Origin of the sequence: Sorangium sp. So ce1036, assembly GCF_051369805.1 — a bacterium.
Lineage (GTDB): Bacteria > Myxococcota_A > Polyangia > Polyangiales > Polyangiaceae > Sorangium > Sorangium cellulosum_F.
Genome location: NZ_JBBMOX010000001.1, coordinates 6,021,272 through 6,040,562, shown reverse-complemented (window position 1 = coordinate 6,040,562; position 19,291 = coordinate 6,021,272). Strand labels below are relative to the sequence as shown.

Here is a 19,291-nt window from a genome sequence, read left to right as displayed (position 1 = left end):
CGCGCCAGTGTCCAGCACCTCGGGTCAAAAATCCTGCCCGGGCGCTGCCTCGCGAGCGGGGAGAGATTTCAACGCTCGGGTAGCCCTTCGGGATTACCCCATCAGGGCCCCCACAGATCCGGACGTGCGAGACGACCGCATCCGGCTCTTCGGAGCATGGATTCGCTACGCGGGTGAGCACGGCCTCGCGACCCGGGCAGGCCGCCGAGCCGCCCAGACTCGCAACGGGACGCCCATCGGCCCCGTGCCCCTCAACGCTCACAGTCACGAGGCTCAAGCACTCAAGAGGATGTGACCGAATCGACGGACAACCATCTTGACACCCACCGCTCGCCGTGGGACGAGAGGAGGCGCACGCTGCGGGTTCCTCTCGCTCGTCGCGGCGCGCGCCCTGCCGCTCGCCGCGGGTGTGATGGGCTGTCTCGGCGGATGGGCGCGGAGGTGCAAGGTCCGATGCTGAAATGGCTGCTCGTCGGGCTCGCGGTGTTCCTGGTCTACCGGTTCGCGATGAAGCGGCCGCGTTACGATCGGCTGTTCTCGCCGGACCACCTGATCGAGCTCTCGCGCGGGCTCGGCCGCGCCAAGAGCACCGCGCTCGGGCGCGTCGCGGGGGGCCCGCCCGCGGACCCGTTCGCCGAGGGCAATGCGTTCATCACGTCCGCCGACATCGCCGTGGTGTATACCGTTGCCCAGGCCGGCGAGGACGGACACGAGCACCACGTCTCGCTCTCGTTCCGCGGCGGCGCGCTCGCTCGTGCTGCCGCGGGATTCCTTGCCGCGGCGATCTGTCGTTTGCTCGGCCTCGGGGAGACGCAGCGCGTGCTCGCGGTCTCGAACAGCGGCGTCTACCACCTGATCTTCCAGGTGCTCGCCGCGGACGAGGCACGATTCGCAGCGCGAGCCGTCCCGAAGCTCGACGACGCCGCTGCGCGGAGGCTCGCCGGCGTGGCGATGGAGGATCGGGGCCCGCTGCTCGCGCGCCTCGGCAAGCTCGACGTCAAGGTCCCGAAATGACGTTCTTGCTGCTCGACCTCCCCGCCGCGCGCTGACCAGCCTGGGCGCGGGTGTAGCGACCCTCGCCGCCGGGGCGCCGCGCCAAGACGCTCGCGGTCCCGGGCTGAAGGGGAACGAGAATCCTCTACCCGCAGTCGACGAACACGACGTCGTAGGCGATGGCCGCCGAGATTCCCGAGACGCTCACGGAGTAGGTCTGGCCGGCCTGTGGGTCCCAACCGTTCGGCACGATGCGGATGGCGTTCGTGGAGCCGTAGCCCCCCTGGAGCGGCTCCACGTCGACGGCCAGAGGGGCTCCGCCGCTCGTGATCGTGACCTCCGCGTCCTCGAGCTCGACGTCCTCGCTCTGAATCGACCAGCCGGTGGCGCTGAGTGAGCTCCAGCGATCGCCATACGCCTGCATCGGGAACACCCCGGGCGGAGGCCACGCCGTCCACTCCTTCCCGGCGCGCCCCGTCCCTCCGATGTTCTGCATGCAGGAGGCGCCGTTCTTCCCGGTAGAGCCGAGGCCGATCGGACCGAGATCGTTCGAAAGGATGATGCGCCGGTGGCCGAGGGTCGACTCGTTCCCGGGGTCGATCAAATAGCCCAGGACGCTCGCGACGCCGGGGCCACTCGAGATGTTGCTTGTTCGCGCGCCGTCCGCGCCTGTCTTCGAGTAGCACTTCCAGCTCTCCGGCGGCTCGTGCGAGAGCGAATCGTTCGCGTCCATCATGAGCGCGCAGGCCTGGGCCTGAGCGTCGCGGGTGGGCTCGGTCACGACCGGGGGCAAGTCCGCTAGCCAGCGGTACAGGTTGAACAGCCGGAGCGCATTCGCTCGGCCGTCGGCAGAGATGTCTCCCGGGTCGCACTCGGGATCCAACGAGCCGCTCCACGTGCCTTCGCTCATGTCGGCGGTGTCGGCGTTGAAGCGCGCGCAGGTGCCTTCCGGCGAGCGATCGCCCATCTCGGGCTCCGCCCCTCCCGAACCCCCCGATGCCGTGCTCGCCGATCCGCCGCCCCCTGCTCCTGTGCTGACGGCTGACGAACCTCCCGTAGAAACGCCGCCAGCTCCTCCGGCGCTCGAGGCGCCCGAGCCTGAACCCGCACCGCCGCTGCTCGCGGCCGCTCCCCCCGTCCCTCCTGATCCGCCGGCTGGCGGCGAGCCGCCCGACGAACCTGGCGCGCCAGGATCGGCATCTTCGCTGCTGCAGGCCGCGGCGACCGCGACGAGGAGCGCCGTCGATGCGGCGAGTCGAAGGCGAGGGAAAGCGGTCTTCATGGTGGAGAAAGGACATCCAATCGCCTCGGAGACGTCAAGCCCGAACCGGCGCGGGGGACCTGGTGGTGGCGATGCGGCGCAGCAGCAGGATGTCCACGCTCACCTCATGGCGTGTTGGCGTCTCGTGAAGGCAACCCCCGCTCACGCGGTAGTTTTTGTGATCTGTGTATTTTGCACAAATTTTCTTGACGCTCCGGAGGGGGCGACTATATGCATAGTACACATATTCGAAGCGCAGTCGAACAAGACTGTGGCTCCTTGCCAAGCGCCCGGCCCCTCCGTTCGTGAAGGATCCGGCTGCCCGGAGGTCTCATGCCTGCTTCAAGACGTTCGCGTCCCGTCGCCCGAGTCTCGCCGTCCGCCCTCACCCTCGCCCTCGCCCTGCCAGCCGCCGCCTCGCTCACCGGCTGCTCCGGGGGCGACGAGCCCACGGAGCCCCAGGCTACCGGGAGCAGCCCGACGTTCCACAAAGACGTCGAGCCCATCCTGCAGAGGAGCTGCATGGGCTGCCACTCCGCCGGCAATATCGCGCCCTTCAGCTTGACCTCGTACGAGAACGCCAAGGCTGTCGCGGCGCTCATGGTCCAGTCGGTCAAGGCGGGCACGATGCCGCCCTTCGCCGTGCGTGACACGGACGAGTGCTCGACCCGTCACGCGTGGAAGGGCGACATCCGCCTCTCCGACGAGGAGATCAGCACGCTGGAGGCCTGGCGCGAGGCCGGCACCCCCAGGGGGGATCCGAAGGACGCGCCCGCCTCGTTCGTGCCGGAGAGCCTCGACCTGCCGGGCATGACCCTCGAGGTTCACCCGAGCGAGCCCTACGTCACCTCCGGTGAGCAGGACGAGTTCCGCTGCTTCGTCATCGATCCCGGGCTCACCGAGGACCAGTACCTGAATGGTCTACAGATGGTGCCCGGCAACCACAAGGTCGTTCACCATGGGATCCTCGCTATCGATCCGGAGCGGAGGTTCGCGAGCCTGGCCGGCCCCGACGGGAGCTTTTCGTGTGGCGCCGGCGAGGTCCCGAATGGCGTGGAGATTGATGAGCTCCAGATGCTCACGGCCTGGGCTCCCGGCGCCGACCCGGTCGATCTGCCCGAGGGCGTGGGTCAGCTGATCCCGAAGGGGTCGCTCCTCATGATGCAGATCCACTACCACCCCGCCGGCACGACGGCCGATCCGGACCTGACGCGCATCCAGCTCAGGCTCACCAAAGAGAAGCCGAAGTACGGCTTCCTGTACCACCTGATCGGCAACTTCGATGATCCGGTCGGCGAGCTTGGCTTCGGGCTGCTACCGGGTCCGGGCGACAAGAGCGGCGTCGAGTTCCTGATCCCCGCGGACAGCAAGAACCACGTGGAGACGCAGCAGCTCACGATCCCGCCCCCGGACTCGCCCGCATCGCAACGGATGCCGTTCCCGCCGGGCACGCGCGTCTATGGCGAATTTCTGCACATGCACTACCTGGGCGTCGACGAGAAGGTGACGGTCACGCGGGCGAGCGGCTCACCCGATCAACCCAAGGAGGAGTGCCTGGCGCACGCGCCGAAGTGGGAGTTCGGCTGGCAGCGCTCGTACTCGTACGACGCGCCCATCGAGACGCTCCCGACGCTCGAGCCGGGTGATGTGCTCCAGATCCGGTGCACGTACAATAACTCGACGGAGAACCCGTACGTGGTCAAGGCGCTCAAGGAGGCGAAGATGATCTCGACGATCGACGTGGCCTACGGCGAGGGGAGCACGTTCGACGAGATGTGCGTCGCCGGGCTCTCGCTCGTGTACCCGATGCCCTGACGGGAGCGGCGGCGGGAGGAGTACAAGGCATCAGGGGTACGTGGCGTCCGCAACGTCGTCCCTGCTGGTCTTCGCGCCCACCGACCGTGGCCGTGCGACCGGACACCGGCGCGCGCGAGCAGCTCCATCACGATGTACGGCGAGCCGCCGTCGAGCTCCCTCACGTCGAGGCCGCGGGTGACGTGCTCGCTGGTTGCCGCCATGGCCGACCGCGCCTCGCGCAGGAAGCGCGCGCCCGCGTCCGGGAACACCTGCTGCGCCGTCGGCGACAGGAGCGTCACGGCCACGCGCTGGCCGAGCGCGATGTGGAGCGCGGAGACGACGATGCCCATCCCGCCGGCGCCGAGCACGCCCTCGACACGATACTTCCCGGCGATGACGTCACCTTGCTTCGGGACGCCTTCCGGGATCGCAGGCAGTGGTGCAGACATGACAGGACCGCTGGAGCTCACACTCCCTCCGGGGCGCGTTCGGGACGGTCTCCCCCGGCGCCCGCGCCGGCCGGCCGGCCGCGCGAAGCGCCGCATACCGATGATCGAGGTCAAGCACGCCTCCAGCACGGAGCGAGTCGAGCAGGTCCGGGCGCTCTTCCTGGAGTACCAGGCGTCGCTCGATGTGGACCTCTTCTTCCAGCGGTTCGCCGGCGAGCTCGCCGGCCTGCCGGGCCGGCCGCCTCACGCTTGCTCGGGCACACCCCCCGGGACGCGCGCGGGCAACGGGAGCGTGACGCCCTCGGCCAGGTTGCCCTTGCCGGGGACGTGGTTGATCTCGATCCGGATGCCGTCCGGATCCTCGAACACGATCGCGTAGTAGCCGGCCGCCCACGCGCCCTCCTGCGGCGCCTGCACGAGCTTGCCGCCGAGCGCGGCGAGCGTGCTCTCGAAGAACGCGTGGAATGCGTCGATGTCCTCGCGGCTGCGGGCGCGGAAGCACAGGTGGTGCAGGCCGGGCCTGTACTGGTGAAATCGGTCGCCGGCGTACTCCGGGTTCACCGGGCGAATCAACACGCCGGTCTTGCCGCCGATGTAATACAGCATGGGCCGCTCACCCTCGCCGCCAGGATCGTCGTACTGGCACTGCATCTCGAAATGCTCGCACAGCGCGCGATAGAACGCGCGGCTGCGTGGGAAGTCCGTGACCGAGAGCTGGATGTGGGCAATTCCGGCGAGGTTCATGGCGATCACGGTAGCCCAGATCCGGCCGGTGGAGGGGCCCCTCGCCGTCAGGCGCCGGCGCTGGATCCGGAGCCGGCCGGCGGCTCGATCCGCATGCGCCGGGCCGCGATCGCGGCGCCGCGGCGGGCTACCCGCACGACCCGGTCTCGATGGCTTGCTGCACTCGCGCCACAGCTGCCACCACCGCCGGTTGCCACTGGCCTCCGCTGGCGCGCCCTTTCGCGCGAGAGCGGCGCGCTCCGGTTCGGCCGACTCCGCACAGGACGGGGCCCGGCGCCGGCCCGCGCCGCCCCGCGGGAGGCGCGAGGTCGAGGCGTGGTATGCTGGGCGGCATGTCGGCTCCCATCCGCAAGCCCGGCGAGCCCATCGAGGCGCCGATCCCGCAAGAGGCGCCCCGGGCCCCCACCGAGGCCGCGTGGGCCGCGATGACGCCCGCGCAGCGCGAGCAGGCGATCGCGGCGCTCGTCGGCTCCGTGTCCCAGGAGGAGATCGACGAGCGCGAGGCCATGGCCGAGGGGGACCCGCACCTCGACGCCAAGATGGAGGCCAGGGACACGCTCCGCGCCTGGTTCGGCCGGCGCGGGCGGCGCATCTACGTGGGGGCCGAGATCAAGGTCTACTCCCCGGGCGAGAAGGGCTTCACGCCCGACGTGATCGCGGTGGCCGACGTCGATCCCGGGCCGCGCCAGTGCTGGATGGTCAGCGCCGAGGGCAAGGGCGTCGACCTGGCGCTCGAGGTGCACCATGCCGGCGACTGGCGAAAGGACTTCGTCCGCAACGTCGCGAAATATGCGGCCCTCGGGATCCGCGAGTACTTCGTCTACGATATCCCGCGCGGGCACATCAAGGGCCACCGGCTGCCGTCCACCGGCGTGCGCCGTTACGAGAGCATCCCTTCGCGCGCGGGGCGTTACCGGTCGGAGGTCCTCGATCTGGAGCTCACGGTCGAGTCCGGTCGGCTGCGCTTCTACGCAGGCACGGCCGAGCTGGTCACCTCGGGCGAGCTGGTGGGCAAGCTGGAGAGGATGGTCGAAGCCGCCGAGGCCCGTATCGAGCAGGAGCAGGCGCGAGCGCAGGAGGCCGTGGGGCGGCTGTCCGCGGCGATCCTGATGATCCTGGGCGTGCGCGGCGTGCCGATCGGCGAGGAGGCCAGAGGCCGGATCCTCGGAGAGACGGACCTCGACATCCTGGATCAGTGGCTCCAGCGGGCGGCGACCGCGGCGGCCGCGGAGGAGCTCTTCCGGGGACAGGACGGCCCCTGAGCGGGGCATGCGGCCCCGCGGCGACCCCGATGGATCGTCACCCCTCGGCGATACTCCGCCGGGAGTAGACGCGCACCATCCCGTCCGCGCACGCCGCGGCCGCGTGCCGCCCGTCCGGGCTCGCGGCCACGCACTCGATGGCGCCGGCGTACCCGCCGAAGACGCGCAGCGACTTGCCCGAGTCGACGGTCCAGACCCGCACGGTGCCGTCGGACGAGCCCGAGACCATCAGGTCGCCGCGCGGGCCGAAGGCCACGGACACGACGCGCTTCGTGTGCCCCGTGAGCGTCTGCTTCAGCTCCCAGCGCCGCGTGTCCCAGAGCCGGATCGCGCCGTCGTCGCAGGCCGCCGCGAGCGCGCTCCTCTCCGGCGAGAACGAGAGGCTGCGCACGGCGCCGCCGTCGGGCCGCAGGACCCGCATCGGACGCAGCGCCGCGTCCCAGAGGCGCACCGTCGCGTCGCGCGCGCCCGAGGCGAGGACCGCGCTGCTCGCGACGAACGCCACGCTCCGGGCGCGGTCGGAGTGCTCCTTGCCGACGTGCAGGCACTCCCCCGAGGTCACGCTCCACAGGGTGACGAGCCGGTCATCGCCGCACGCGGCGAGCGTGTGTCCTTTCCGGTGCATGTCGACGCATCGCACGGCCGCGTGGCCCCGCAGGGTCTTCTCGACGGTCCCGCGCGCGGCGTCGAGCAGGCGGATGTCGCCGTCGCCGCAGCCCACGGCGATCCGCCCCGCACCCGCGGTGACGCAGAGCGCGCGCGAGAGGAGGCGACACCACCAGCGCGGGCGCCGCGTCGCGAGATCCAGGCACAGCACCGAGCCCCTGCTGAAGGCGACGATGAGCGCCGTGCCGCGCTCGTCGAAGGCGATGGCCCGGGACATCTCGCCGGGCACGGACAGCGACAGCGTGTTCTCGGCAGGGTCGTGGACGATCCGGGGCTCCGGCCTGTCCGCGGCGCGCGCGGGGCGCTCCTTCCTGGGCGCGGGCCTCCGGGTGGGGCGTTGCAGCAGCCTGCGGAGCGCGTCCTCGAGATCGGGCCCGGGCACGCCGTCCTCCGCCTTGGCTTCGGCCGCGGCGGTCGCCCTGTGCGCCGGGGCCTGCTCGGGGGGCATGGGCAAGGTGTCGGCGAGGACCTCGACCTCCCGCGCGCGCGGCGGCGCCGTCGGCCGCCGCTCCCCCTCGTGCGCGCCCTGTGCGGCCACGCAGAGCGCCTCCGCCATGTCCATGGCCGCGCCGAACCTCGCCTCCATGTCGATGGCGAGCGCCCGCGCCATCCACGCGTCCAGCGCGGCAGGCAGCTCGGGTCGGAGGGCGGTCGGGCGCTGGAACGCGCCCCGCTGCACGGCGAGCGCCAGCGCCAGCAGCGTGATGCCCGTGAACGGCGGCGTCCCCGTGAGCGCCTCGTACGCGACGACCCCGAGCGCCCACAGATCCGTGCGGTGATCGACCCGCTTGATGTCGCCGAGCTGCTCCGGGCTCATGTAAAGCGGCGTGCCCAGCGTCTCCCCGGTCGACGTCATCTGGATGGCCGCGCCGACCTGCTTCGCGATCCCGAAATCGAGCACCTTGGTGAAGGGCTCCCCCTCGACGTCGATCACGAACAGGTTGTCCGGCTTGATGTCGCGGTGCACGATGCCGAGCCGGTGCGCCGCCCCGAGCGCCCTGGCCGTCTGCCCGATCAGCCGCACCACGTCGTCGACGGGCATCGGCCCGGACCGCTGCATGCGCTGCCGCAGCGTCTCGCCCTCGAGGAGCTCCATCACGATGAACGGTTGCCCCTCGGCCGTGATCCCGTGGTCGAGCACCTGCGTCACGTGCGGGCTCTTGAGCCGCGCGGCCGCCTGCGCTTCCTGCCGGAAGCGCGCCTGTGACCTCGCGTCGCCCGCCTGGCTCGGCGAGATGAGCTTCACCGCGACCTGCGTGCCCAGCGCGAGGTGATCCGCGGCCCAGACGCATCCCATCGCGCCCTGGCCCAGCGGCCGCACCAGCCTGATCGTCGGGGTCACATGCTGTCCGGCCTGCATATTCGTCGTCGGAGCAGCATCCTAACGCGCCCCCGCGCCCGGCGCGCCGTTCGTTTTGGAAGCCGCGCGCACGCAGGCGGAACGTCCGCGGTGGTCGCCTCCCTCGAGATCCTCCTCTCACCGGCGGCTCGGGCGAGTGGGTCCCGGGGTGACGCGGCCGCGAGCACGCCGATTGCCGTGGGAGGGCGAACGCCGCCGCGCGCGGCCCGCGCGCCGCGCACCGCCGCGCGAGCTGCCCCACGGGGCGAGGAACACGATGTCCAGCCTGAGCACGGAGAGCACACCCCGCGAGCGCCTTTCGCGCGCGATCAGCGTCCTCGGCCGGATCCGGATGTACTGGCGCGGGACGGCCGCGATGATCGTGGTCGGGCTGTCGATCGCCCTCGCCGCGGCGCTCACCACCAAGCGGGCGTGGCGGAGCGAGTCCAGCATCGTCTACCGCGAGACGATCCAGACCAGCCGGGACCCCCAGAGCAGCTCCGCGCGCGCCGCGCGCCTCGGCGCGAAGCTCAAGGACACGCTGCACGCGCGCGGGACGCTCGCCGGCGTCATCGAGGCGTTCGGGCTCTATCCGGAGAAGACCGCGCGCTCGATGGTCGAGGCCGTCGAGGAGATGAAGGATCACGTGAGCTTTCGCGCGCAAAGCAGCGATACGTACGTCATCTCCTTCACCCACGACGATCCGCACGTGGCGCAGCAGGTCGCCGCGCGTCTCACGGAGATCCTCATCGAGGAGTACCGCCGCGACAGCCTCGGGACGGCGACCATGACCCGGGATTTTTTGCGGCGGGAGCTCGCCGAGGCGAGCGCCAGGGTCGACGCGGCGAGCCGCGCGCTGGCGACGTTCCTCGCGAAGAACCCGCAGTTCCAGTGGGGGCTCAACGACTCGCCGTACGCGCCCGCGCCGCAGCCGCTGGGCCCGCCCGGCACCCCGGCGCCGTCGCCGGCGCGGGTTCCGCCGGCGCGGCCGGCCCGTCCGGTCGATCCGCAGCTCGCGTCGCTCGAGCGGCAGCTCGCCCGGGTCGAGGCGCTGCTCGCGTCCGGGCGCCTGCCGGCCCCGGCGCCGGGGCAGCCGTTGCCGCAAAGCGCGGTCGACGCGCAGCGGGCGCGCGACGCGGCCGCGGGGGCGGTCAGGGCGGCCGAGGCGGCGCTCGTGGAGAAGCTCGCGACCGTGACGCCGATCCACCCGGATGCCGTCGCCGCGAAGCGCCGCGTCGAGGCGGCGAAGAGCCAGCTCGCCGCCGCCGAGGCCGCGCTCCGGCTCGTGCGCGCCGGCATCACCCAGGTGCCGCGGGACGGGGAGGCGGCCGCGCTCACGCCGGAGCGGCGCGCGTCGCTGGAGGCGGAGCGGAGCGCGCTGCTCCGGCGGATCGCGGGCCTGCGCGGGCGGACCGGCGGCGCGCGCAGGGCGGCGGCGGGCGGCGAGGCCCGGCGCCCGCGCACGCCGGCGGAGGGCGCGGCGCCCGCGGGGAGCGCGCCGCAGGAGCCGGGGGAGGGCGGGGAGGAGCGCGTCATCGAGCTCGAGACCGAGTGGCACCGGCTCCGCCTCGATCTCGAGCGGGCGCGCGAGTACCTGAAGGCGGTGCAGGCGAACGAGCGGGCCGCGGACCTGTCGGCGGACGCCGCGGTGAACAAGAGCGAGATGGAGCTCGACGTCCTGGATCGCGCCTACCTGCCGAGCCGCCCCGACCGGGGGCGGGGGCGCGTCTTCTTCGCGGGGGCGGCGGTGACGTTCTTCTTTGCGCTCGGCGTCGCGGGGGCGCGGGTGCTGCTCAACGACACGCTCTATGACGGCGGCGACATCCATGCGCTCGGCGGCCCCGCGCTGCTGGCTGCGATGCCGGAGCTCCCGGCGCAGCCGCCGCTCCGCGAGCGCACCATCGTGCCGGCCTACGGTGTCGGGCCGCCCGGGGCGACCCCGGCGACCGGGGTTGGACCGACCGGGGTTGGGCCGACCGGGGTTGGGGCTGGACCGACCGGGGTTGGGGCTGGACCGACCGGGGTTGAGGCTGGACCGACCGGGGTTGAGGCTGGACCGTCCCAGGTTGGGGGTGAACCGACCGGGGTTGAGGCTGGACCGACCGGGGTTGAGGCTGGACCGTCCCAGGTTGGGGGTGAACCGACCGGGGTTGGGGTCGGGCCGACCGGGGTTGGGGTCGGGCCGACCGGGGTTGGGGTCGGACCGTCCCAGGTTGGGGTCGGGCCGCCCCCGGACGGCCTCGATGCCGACGGCTTCGACGTCCTCCCCGAGCCGCCCTGGAGCGCGGTCGAGGCGTCGCTCGCCTGCGTCGGCGTGCGCTCCGTCGTGGACACCGGTCGCCCCGCGTACGACGAGCCCGAGGTGGAGCTCCTCGGCGCCGACATCGACCCCGACGGATTCGGCGTCTTCGAGCTGCTCCGGGGCGCGCCCGCGCCCGCGCTCGCCGCGCTCCGCGTCCTCCGGCATCGGCTCGATCAGCGGCGCGGGGGCGACTCGCTCGCGGTCGCGGTGGTGAGCCCCGGCCCGGCCGAGGGCAAGACCACGCTCGCGGTCCGCCTCGCGATGACCCTCGCCGAGGCCGAGCGCGCCCGCGTCCTGCTCGTCGAGGGCAACCTCATGCGCCCCCGCGTCGCCGCCACCCTCGGCCTCCGGCTGCCCGCGCACGCGAGCTTCTCCGAGCAGCTCCGGCGCCGGATGGCGGGCGAGGCCCGCCCGCTCGGCGTCGTCGCCGTCGGCGCGTCCCTGTCGGTGCTCGCGGAGCCGTCGCTCGAGGCGAGCTACCCCGCGGCGCTCCACTCGATCCACTTCGAGGCCGCGCTGCGCGCGCTCCGCCGCTACTACGATTACGTGGTGATCGACGGCCCGCCCGTCCTCGGCTCGGGCGACGCCAACGTCATCGAGGACGCCTCCGACGGCGTCCTCCTGGTCGCGCGCGCCTCGCTGACCCGCGCGTCCTCGCTCACGCGGGCCACCGAGCAGCTCGGCGAGCGCAGGATCCTCGGCGTGGTCCTCAACGACGTCACGCCGAGGCCGGTCGCGAGGAAGCGGATCCCGGCGGAGGAGGCGCCGGCCGCGTGAGGGCCCGCGGCGCTCGGCGTCCGCGGCTCCGGTCGAGAGCCTCGCGCGAGGCCCGACGCGCGCGGAGAGCGAGGCAGCGGCGTGCCGGTACGGGCGCAGGGGATGGGCCGGCGATCAGACCGTCTGCGACGACCAGAGGAGGACGTTCCCACTCTCATCCTCGGTGCAGCCTGCCCCGCCTGGCGGTTGCTCGTCCATCGGGTGCCCCGTGATGCACTCGCAGCTCGCGATGCCTCCTTCACAGCGCGAGCTGGCCGGGAGTGGAAGGCACTCGAATATCCCGCCGCCGTCTCTCAAGGACAGCTGGTGACAGACCTCGATATGCTCCTTGCAGGACCTGTCCCCGCACGCGAAGGTCCCGTCGCTGCAGTGCGCTGCCTCCGTGACGTGGGTGCCCGCGAGGTGGGCGGCGCAGGAGCTCGGGTACACGGTGCCGTCGCAGCCGCAGTACCGGACCCCGTCCTCGCACGAGGCCGAGACGCAGACGCCGGTCGCGCTCGCGGGCTGCTCGCAGAGCTCCTCCTCGTACTCGCACCAGGACCCTGCGGGACACGCGTCGCTCGGCGAGCACGTCACGGTTCCCCCCGAGCTGCTGCTCGGACCCGAGCTCGAGTGGCCAGGGTCGAAGGGATTGCCATCGACGTCGATCTCGCAACCGACGAGAAACGGGATGATAAAGGATGCCATGAGCTGGTAACGCATGCGGCAAGGCCAAGCAATGCGTGTGCCGGGGATGCCCTCGCGAGAGCTCTCGCGATTTCTCGACGAGCAGGCCGCTCGCACGATGGACATGGCGCGTGCGCCTCGCGTTGTGCCAGACCGAGGTGTGCCGGCCGGGTCGAGGTGTGCCGGCCGGGGCGAGATCCACGAAGCCGGCCACGAGGCCGGGCTCGGACAGCCCCCCGTCGCGTGAGGCTCGGCCGCGGTACGTTCTCTGGCCCCGCGGCGTCCTCGCGCAGATCAGAACGTGATCTCGATCGCGCTCGCCGACCTGCTCGCCGGGCCGTGATGGACGACCTCGATGTTGTTCCCGTCGGGATCGAGCACGAACGCAGCGTAGTAGCCGGGATGATACGGGCGCTCGCCGGGGGCGCCGTTGTCCTTGCCGCCCGCCGCGATCGCGGCCGCGTGGAAGCGCTCGACCGCCGCGCGGTCGTTCGCCTGGAAGGCGAGGTGCGTCCGCCCGGTGAGCACGCCCGCCGAGGCCGGCGAGCCCACGCTCGATACGAAGAGCTCGTCGGCCCAGAAGTAATCGTCCGCCTCGCCGCCCATCGGGATCCCGATGACCTCGAAGACCGCCCGATAAAACTTCTTGCTCGCGGCGAGGTCCGCCACGACGAGCTGAACATGATCGATGAGACGCCCGCGGTAGATCTTGCTCGTTTCCATGCCCTCTGGTTAGCCCACGTCCCTCGCGTCGACCAGCGGGCTCGTTCGGGCTGGACCGGCGGAGCCGGGCGCTCAGCCGAGCTTGAAGTTGATCGACTTCGGCCGCGTCAGGTGGAGGAACCCGAGCGTCGAGAGCGTCGCGCCCTTGCCGGTGTTCTTCACGCCCGTCCACGGGAGCGCCGGATCCAGCGTGTCGCACTGGTTCATGTACACGGTGCCGACCTCGAGCTCGGCCGCGAGCCGCGCCGCGCGCTCCCGGTCGCGCGTCCAGACCGACGCCGTGAGCCCGAGATCGCTGTCGTTCATGAGCGCGAGCGCCTCCTCATCCGACGACACAGGCACGATCGGCAGCACCGGCCCGAACGACTCGATGCGCATCACGTCGAGATCGGGCGCCACGTCGACGAGCAACGTCGGCTCGAAGAACCGCCCGCGGCCGTCCACCTGGACCGCGCGGCCGCCGCACAGGGCGCGCGCCCCGCGCGAGAGCGCCTGCTTCACCTGCGCCTCCAGGAACGCCGGCGCGTTCGGCTGCGCCATCGGCCCCATCGTGGTGCGCTCCTTGGTCGGATCGCCGAGGACATACTGCTTCATCAGCGCCAGCGCGGCGTCCACGAACTTCGGATACAGATCGCGATGAACATACGCGCGCTCGACCGCGCAGCAGCTCTGTCCCGCGTTGTAACAGGCGCCATCGACGATCCCGTCCACTGCTTTCTCGAGATCCGCGTCGGGCGCCACGTACGCGCCGTCCTTGCCGCCGAGCTCCAGGCCCGCATCGACGCTGACGTTCTTCGCCGTGGCCGCATAGATCCTTTGTCCGCCGTAGACGGAACCGGTGAACGCGACGAAGCCCACGCGCGGATCCGAGGCGATGCGCTCGGACGTGGGGTGATCGCAGTGGAAGGCCTGGACGAGGCCGGGCGGCGCGCCGGCCTCGGCGAACGCCCGGGCGAAGTGCTCGCCGCAGAGCGGCGAGCGGGGGGAGTGCTTGAGCAGCACGACATTGCCCGAGAGCACCGCGGGGATGACCACGTTGACGGCGGTGAGGAGCGGATAGTTCCAGGCGGGGAGGTCGAAGACCACACCGTGGGGGACGCGCACGATCCGCCGCTCCTGGCCCGGGAGCGCCGGGAGGACCACGTCGGCGAGCGCGCCCTCCGCGATCGCGATCATGTGCCGTGCCCGCTTCGCCATGCCCGCGATCTCGTTGCGAGATTGGCGCAGCGGCTTGCCCATCATGCGGGTGATGTCGGCGGCGATGTCGGCGGCGCTCGCCTCCATGCGCTCGACGGCGCGCAGGCACAGGGCGGCGCGCTCGGCGATCGACGTGCGCGCGGCGCCCCGCGCGGCGGCGGTCGCGGCGTCGAGGAGGCGGTCGACCTCGGCGGCGTCGGCCAGGGGCCGCCGGACGGCCTCGTCGAGGGTATACGGGTTGTCGACTATCAGGTCGGGCATGGCCGCGGAGATTAACCCAGTTCCCTGACGGGCCAAGCGTCGTCTAGACTCGGGGCGAATGCGAGCCGTCGCGGCAGGGCTCTCGGACGTCGGCAGGGAGCGGATCCACAACGAGGACCGCTACATCCTTTTGCCCGAGTTCAACGTCTTCGTCGTCGCGGACGGGATGGGCGGGCACGAGGCCGGCGAGGTCGCGAGCCGGATCGCGGCGAGCGCCATCGCGGGCTACTTCCGCGAGGCGAACGGCAAGCGCCGCAAGGCGCCGACCGGCGACCGGCTGCGCGCCGCCGTGACGCACGCGAACGCGCGGATCTTCGCCTACGCCGACGACTCGCGGTTCTACCGGGGGATGGGGACCACGGTCGTCGCCGCGGCGTTCTCGCCGCGGGAGCGGAAGCTCTACGTCGCGCACGCGGGCGACAGCCGCTGCTACCTCCTGCGCCGGGGCGGGTTCGCGCAGCTCACCCGCGACCACTCGCTCATCGCGGAGGCGCTCCTCGAGCGGCCCGACCTCACCGAGCGCGACCTCGCGTACCTGCCCCGCAACGTGATCACGCGCGCGCTCGGGATCGGCCCGAGCGTCGACGTCGACCTGCGCGCCGAGCGCGTGGAGGCCGGCGACGTGTTCCTCCTGTGCTCCGACGGCCTGCACGGGCTCGTCGACGATCGCGAGATCGCGCGCATCATCGAGGACAACGCCGTGCTCGCCGAGGCGTGCGGCAAGCTCATCGACTGCGCCAACGAGAACGGCGGCCGCGACAACATCACCGCCGTCCTCATCCGCATCGAGGAGACGGCGGCGGCGTCATGGAGCCAGCGCCAGGGCGCCCGGGGGCGCAGCGCGCGATAACCAGCGAGGTCATGTCATGCGAACGAGGTGGATCGGGGTTGGGCTCGTCGTCAGCGGGCTCGTGGTCTGGGGCTGCGGCGGCGGGGCCGCGCTCGGAGAGGCGTGCGACGAGGAGGGGGCCGAGGGCGAGTGCGAGGACGGGGCGGTCTGCGGCAAGCCCGACGACTCCTCGGCGCTCGAGTGCCTGAAGACGTGCATCGAGCAGACGGACTGCCCCGCGGACCAGGAGTGCAACGGCATCTCCGGCTCGGACATCAAGGCCTGCAGACCGAAGTGACGCATCGCGCGCCGCGCCTCCCGCGCGGCGAGGCGCCTCCCGCGCGGCGAGGCGCCTCCGCGGCGCCCCGCGCTCAGAGCACGCCGGCCATGGCCCGGTCGAGCAGGCCATCCATCGTCTCGAACAGGACCCGATTGCCGTCCTGCGTATAACGCGCAAGCTTCTCCTCGCAGGCGGGGATGGCCTCCACGAACCGCGCGATCACCGCCGGATCGTCCAGCGACGCGGCGGCGCGGCCGAACCCCTCGCGCTCGAGGTAGCGGGCGTTCAGCACCTGCTCGAACTGGCGGCCCAGGGGGACGGCGAGCATCGGCTTCCGCAGGTAGACCGCCTCGCCCATGAGCGTGAACCCCCCGCCGGCGATCACGGCGCGGCAGGAGGCGAGATCGTCGATGAAGCCCCCCTCGCTGAAGGGGCGGTAGCGCAGGTTCCCCTCGACCTGCTCCTCGGTGATGCTCCGGCGCATCCCGTAGATGCGGCACTCGAGCCCGGTCCGGGCGAGCGCCTCCGAGAGCGCCTCGTTCCCCTCGGCGGTCTGGTAGACGAGCAGGTGCCCGCCGGGGCGGCGGTTCGCGGCGACGATCTCGGGGCGGAGGATCGGCGGCACCAGCGTCGTGTCCTGCTTGCGGACCTCCGGGCGGAAGAACGTGGCGATGACGTAGTGATTGCAGAACGGCAGCTTGCTCTTCACGAACGCGCGCGTGATCTGGAAGTCCGCCTCGTGTCCCGCGACGATGGCCGCGTCGTGGGTGCACCGGTTGATGATCTGCATGTTGTCGACCGAGAGGATCGGCAGCCGGTGGAGCTTGGCGTAGAGGTAGGTCCACGACTCGAAATCGCTGATGGTGAGCTCGGGGCGAAAGTCCTTGATGAGCTCGAAATACGCGGCGATGTTCCGCGGCATGCCCGCCGCGCCCGAGAGCACGTTCGACCAGAGCGTCTTGCCGCGCCGGACCCGGTTCTCCTCGTAGATCATGTGGAGCCCGTGGATGCGGTTCACCCCCTCGAAGCGCTTCGAGAGAAAATCGGTCGCCCGGCCCGACGCCATGATCTCGAGCTCGTGTCCCTGCGCGAGCAGGTGTTCGATCACGACGCGCGAGCGCATGGCGTGCCCCATCCCTTCACCGACGACGCCATAGAGGATCTTCATGACGCGCGAGTGTAGCGGCCCGAGCGCGGGCGCCGGGAGGAAACGGCCGAAGGCCGCGCCGGGGCGGCGGTCGTGACGCCGCGCCGACGGATCTGGAGCGAGCTCCTGCCGCTCGAGGTGGTCCGGGCGCCCCGGACGCTCACACTCCTGCGGAGGCACGCGCTGGAGCTCGCGATCGCGGTGCGGCCCGACACGGCCGCGGGCCTCCCGGATCTCGCGGCGGCGTGCGCGGGCGAGGGGGTGCCGCTCGCGGTGTGGCCGATGATCGCGGACGAGGACGGGCGCTGGGCGAGCGCGGGCAACGCGGCGGCCTTCGGCGCGTTCGTGGCGAGGCTGCTCGACGCGCTCGACGGCCGCGGCCTCGCCGCGGCCGAGGTCGTGTTCGATCTGGAGCCGCCGATCGCGCGGGTGCGCCGGGCGCTCGCGGGGCCGCGCGGCGCGCTCGGGCTGCTCGGGGGCGAGGCGCCGGGGCGGCCGCGGTGGGAGGACGCGGAGCGCGCCTTCTCCGGGGCGGTCGCCGCGCTGCACGCGCGCGGGGTCGCGACCTCGGCCGCGATCGTGCCGCTCGTGCTGCTCGACGGGCCCGGGCGCGGCTGGGAGCGGATCCTCGGGACGCCCGTGTCGGCGCCGCCGTGGGGGCGCGTCAGCGCGATGCTGTACACGTCGCTGATCGCGGGCTACTCGCGGGGCCGGCTCGGCCGAAAGGACGCGGTCGCGCTGCTCGCGTGGGCGTGCCGCGCCGCCGCGCGGCGCTTCGGTCCGAGGGCGGGCGCCTCGCTCGGGGCGGTCGGGCAGGGCGCGCTCGGCGACGAGCCGGTGTACGGGTCGCCCGCCGAGCTCCGCGAGGACGTGGCCGTGGCGGCGGCGGCCGGCGTCTCGGATCTCGCGCTGTTCGACCTCGGCGGGGTGCTCGCGCGGCCCCCGGTCGAGGCGTGGCTGGAGGCGTTCGTGGCGCCGCCCGTCGCGCTGGAGGCGCCGCGGCCGACGCTGCGCGCGCGCGGCGTGATCGCGGCGGGCGCGCTGCTCGGGTGGGGCGCGGGGGGCGCCTCGCGTCGCTTCCTTCGCCATGGTTTCGGGTGGCGCGCGGCGCCGGAGGTCCGCTAGCGTGGGCGGGTGAGCCCGAACGCACCGCCGGCGCGCCCCCGGCTGGCCGAGCACGTGCTCGCGCGGCGGCACCTGATCGGCGAGGAGGAGATCATCGTCCTCCACGACATCCGCACCGGGCAGCTGCTCCAGCTCGGGGGGCGGGAGTGGGGCCTGCTCGCCGTGGCCGACGGGACGCGCGACGTCGAGGGCATCGTGCTCGCCGCCGCCCGCGAGGGCGCGCACGCGCGCGTGCGCGCCGCCGAGGACTTCTTCGCGGAGCTCCACGCCGCGGGGCTGCTCGCGGCGGAGGACGCCGTCGAGACCGCGGCGCCGCCCGGGGCCGGCGAGGCCGCGATGGACGAGCGCGCGCGCCGTGATCGCCCCATCGAGGTGCTGCCCGACTTCAGCCTGCACTGCGACGGCCGCGGGAGCTGCTGCCGGCTCTACGCCTCGGTGATCTTCGATCCCGAGGAGGCCGCGCGGGCGCGGGCGCTCAGGCCCGACGTGCTGAGCGGCGGCGCCCGGCACGAGCGGGCCTTCACCCCCGAGCGCGGCGCGTGGCCGTGCGCGGCCTCCGCGGTGGCGCTGCGGGACGGCCGGTGCGCCTACCTCGAGGGCGGGGGGCGCTGCTCGCTCCACGCGATCGGCGGGCCCGAGGCCAAGCCGCTCGGATGCCGCATCTTCCCGGTCAGCTTCCTCGACGACGGCGAGTCGGTGCGCGTCTCGGTCGCCGTGGAGTGCGCCTGCGTGCTGACCAGCGTGGGCCGGCCCGCCGGGGCGCCGCTCCTCGATCCGCGCCTGCGGGTGCTGGGCGATCTGGACGAGCGCGTGCACGTCGCCGAGCTCCCCGAGCGCGTCGAGGTCGCGCCCGGGGTGACCGCCGCCCGCGCCGAGCTCGTCGCGTGGTCGCGGCGCCTCGCGGCGGCGCCGCCGCCGGCCGACCTCGCCGCGGGCCTCTTCTCGCTCGCCGCCGCCGTCGAGGCCCGGGGGCTCGCGGCCGACACCCTCGCGCGCTACGAGCGCCCCGGGCCGCTGGATCCGGCGGCGCTCGCGCCCTGGCTCGCGGCGCTCCACGCGCGCGCGGCGCGGCGGGAGCGCGAGGACGCCGCCTGGAGGAGCGAGCGGGATCTCGCCCGGATGGCAGCGCGGTGGATCGCGGCCGCCGCCGCGGCGCTCGGCGACCCCGAGCTGCTCGGGGCGCTGCTCTCGGCGCCCGTGGAGCGGCCCGAGCGCGAGCGCCTCTACCTCCGCGCGGCGCTGCACGGCCACCGCCTGCTCGGCGCGCTGCCGCTCTCGCTGGCGCTGCGCGACCGCGCGGTGCGGCTCGTCGTTTCGCGGGCGCTCCCCGCGATCTTCGCCGCCGTGGGCGCGAGCGACCCGGCCTGCGCCGAGCCGCTCGCGCTCGTCGAGGCGATGCTGCGCGCCCACGGCCTCGACGCCTATGTCGTCGAGGCCGTGGGGGCATGACGCGCGCGGCCCGGAGAGACATCC

The 19,291-nt window shown here is 72.9% G+C and carries 16 protein-coding genes; 8 read left to right on the top strand and 8 right to left on the bottom strand.

Annotated elements, in window-relative coordinates:
* Positions 1-453 precede the first annotated feature (453 nt).
* On the top strand, positions 454-1,014 hold the full coding sequence (locus WMF31_RS22770) for a hypothetical protein (protein ID WP_436603962.1): 561 nt from the start codon (positions 454-456) through the stop codon (positions 1,012-1,014).
* A gap of 124 nt (positions 1,015-1,138) precedes the next feature.
* Here WMF31_RS22770 and WMF31_RS22765 read toward each other — a convergent pair whose 3' ends face one another.
* Entirely contained in the window at positions 1,139-1,960 is an 822-nt protein-coding gene (locus WMF31_RS22765; protein ID WP_436603961.1) for a CAP domain-containing protein, read from the bottom strand.
* Positions 1,961-2,776: 816 nt separating this feature from the next.
* Between WMF31_RS22765 and WMF31_RS22760 the strand changes: the two genes are divergently transcribed.
* A complete protein-coding gene (locus WMF31_RS22760; protein WP_436603960.1) occupies positions 2,777-4,069 on the top strand; it encodes a hypothetical protein in 1,293 nt (430 codons plus the stop codon).
* Here the strand turns inward: WMF31_RS22760 and WMF31_RS22755 are convergent.
* Together WMF31_RS22755 and WMF31_RS22750 are read right to left on the bottom strand one after the other, a co-directional pair.
* Complete coding sequence (locus tag WMF31_RS22755) at positions 4,000-4,500, bottom strand: hypothetical protein (RefSeq protein WP_436603959.1); 501 nt, start codon at positions 4,498-4,500, stop codon at positions 4,000-4,002. The genes WMF31_RS22760 and WMF31_RS22755 overlap by 70 nt on opposite strands.
* A 243-nt stretch (positions 4,501-4,743) precedes the next feature.
* Positions 4,744-5,244 (bottom strand): VOC family protein, encoded by a 501-nt coding sequence (locus WMF31_RS22750; RefSeq protein ID WP_436603958.1) that lies wholly within the window; start codon positions 5,242-5,244, stop codon positions 4,744-4,746.
* 332 nt (positions 5,245-5,576) lie between these two features.
* Between WMF31_RS22750 and WMF31_RS22745 the strand changes: the two genes are divergently transcribed.
* Positions 5,577-6,506: a Uma2 family endonuclease gene (locus tag WMF31_RS22745; protein WP_436603957.1), complete on the top strand. Its 930-nt coding sequence runs from the start codon at positions 5,577-5,579 to the stop codon at positions 6,504-6,506.
* 37 nt (positions 6,507-6,543) lie between these two features.
* On the opposite strand, the gene WMF31_RS22740 is transcribed toward WMF31_RS22745, so the two are convergent.
* Positions 6,544-8,514, bottom strand: a complete 1,971-nt coding sequence (locus WMF31_RS22740) for a WD40 repeat domain-containing serine/threonine protein kinase (protein ID WP_436603956.1) — start codon at positions 8,512-8,514, stop codon at positions 6,544-6,546.
* 274 nt (positions 8,515-8,788) lie between these two features.
* Here WMF31_RS22740 and WMF31_RS22735 point away from each other — a divergent pair, with 274 nt between their 5' ends.
* Positions 8,789-11,590 carry an AAA family ATPase gene (locus WMF31_RS22735; RefSeq protein ID WP_436603955.1) on the top strand — a complete coding sequence of 934 codons (2,802 nt, stop codon included), beginning with the start codon at positions 8,789-8,791 and terminating at the stop codon, positions 11,588-11,590.
* A gap of 114 nt (positions 11,591-11,704) precedes the next feature.
* Here the strand turns inward: WMF31_RS22735 and WMF31_RS22730 are convergent, their stop codons facing one another.
* The 3 genes from WMF31_RS22730 to WMF31_RS22720 all read right to left on the bottom strand — a co-directional run bounded on the left by WMF31_RS22730 (position 11,705) and on the right by WMF31_RS22720 (position 14,437).
* Positions 11,705-12,277: a hypothetical protein gene (locus WMF31_RS22730; protein WP_436603954.1), complete on the bottom strand. Its 573-nt coding sequence runs from the start codon at positions 12,275-12,277 to the stop codon at positions 11,705-11,707.
* 273 nt (positions 12,278-12,550) lie between these two features.
* The gene (locus WMF31_RS22725; RefSeq protein WP_436603953.1) at positions 12,551-12,979 is read right to left on the bottom strand and encodes a VOC family protein; all 429 of its coding nucleotides are present in this window, start codon (positions 12,977-12,979) and stop codon (positions 12,551-12,553) included.
* Positions 12,980-13,051: 72 nt separating this feature from the next.
* Positions 13,052-14,437 (bottom strand): aldehyde dehydrogenase family protein, encoded by a 1,386-nt coding sequence (locus tag WMF31_RS22720; RefSeq protein ID WP_129347488.1) that lies wholly within the window; start codon positions 14,435-14,437, stop codon positions 13,052-13,054.
* A gap of 58 nt (positions 14,438-14,495) precedes the next feature.
* Here WMF31_RS22720 and WMF31_RS22715 point away from each other — a divergent pair, with 58 nt between their 5' ends.
* Together WMF31_RS22715 and WMF31_RS22710 are read left to right on the top strand one after the other, a co-directional pair.
* Positions 14,496-15,287 carry a Stp1/IreP family PP2C-type Ser/Thr phosphatase gene (locus WMF31_RS22715; protein ID WP_436603952.1) on the top strand — a complete coding sequence of 264 codons (792 nt, stop codon included), beginning with the start codon at positions 14,496-14,498 and terminating at the stop codon, positions 15,285-15,287.
* Positions 15,288-15,303: 16 nt separating this feature from the next.
* Positions 15,304-15,564, top strand: coding sequence for a hypothetical protein (locus tag WMF31_RS22710; RefSeq protein ID WP_436603951.1), 261 nt, complete (start codon positions 15,304-15,306; stop codon positions 15,562-15,564).
* Positions 15,565-15,637: 73 nt separating this feature from the next.
* Here WMF31_RS22710 and WMF31_RS22705 read toward each other — a convergent pair whose 3' ends face one another.
* The gene (locus WMF31_RS22705) at positions 15,638-16,714 is read right to left on the bottom strand and encodes an MJ1255/VC2487 family glycosyltransferase (protein WP_436603950.1); all 1,077 of its coding nucleotides are present in this window, start codon (positions 16,712-16,714) and stop codon (positions 15,638-15,640) included.
* A gap of 72 nt (positions 16,715-16,786) precedes the next feature.
* On the opposite strand from WMF31_RS22705, the gene WMF31_RS22700 reads away from it, so the two are divergent.
* Together WMF31_RS22700 and WMF31_RS22695 are read left to right on the top strand one after the other, a co-directional pair.
* On the top strand, positions 16,787-17,818 hold the full coding sequence (locus WMF31_RS22700) for a hypothetical protein (RefSeq protein ID WP_436603949.1): 1,032 nt from the start codon (positions 16,787-16,789) through the stop codon (positions 17,816-17,818).
* 9 nt (positions 17,819-17,827) lie between these two features.
* Positions 17,828-19,267, top strand: coding sequence for a YkgJ family cysteine cluster protein (locus WMF31_RS22695; RefSeq protein WP_436603948.1), 1,440 nt, complete (start codon positions 17,828-17,830; stop codon positions 19,265-19,267).
* Positions 19,268-19,291: the final 24 nt, after the last annotated feature.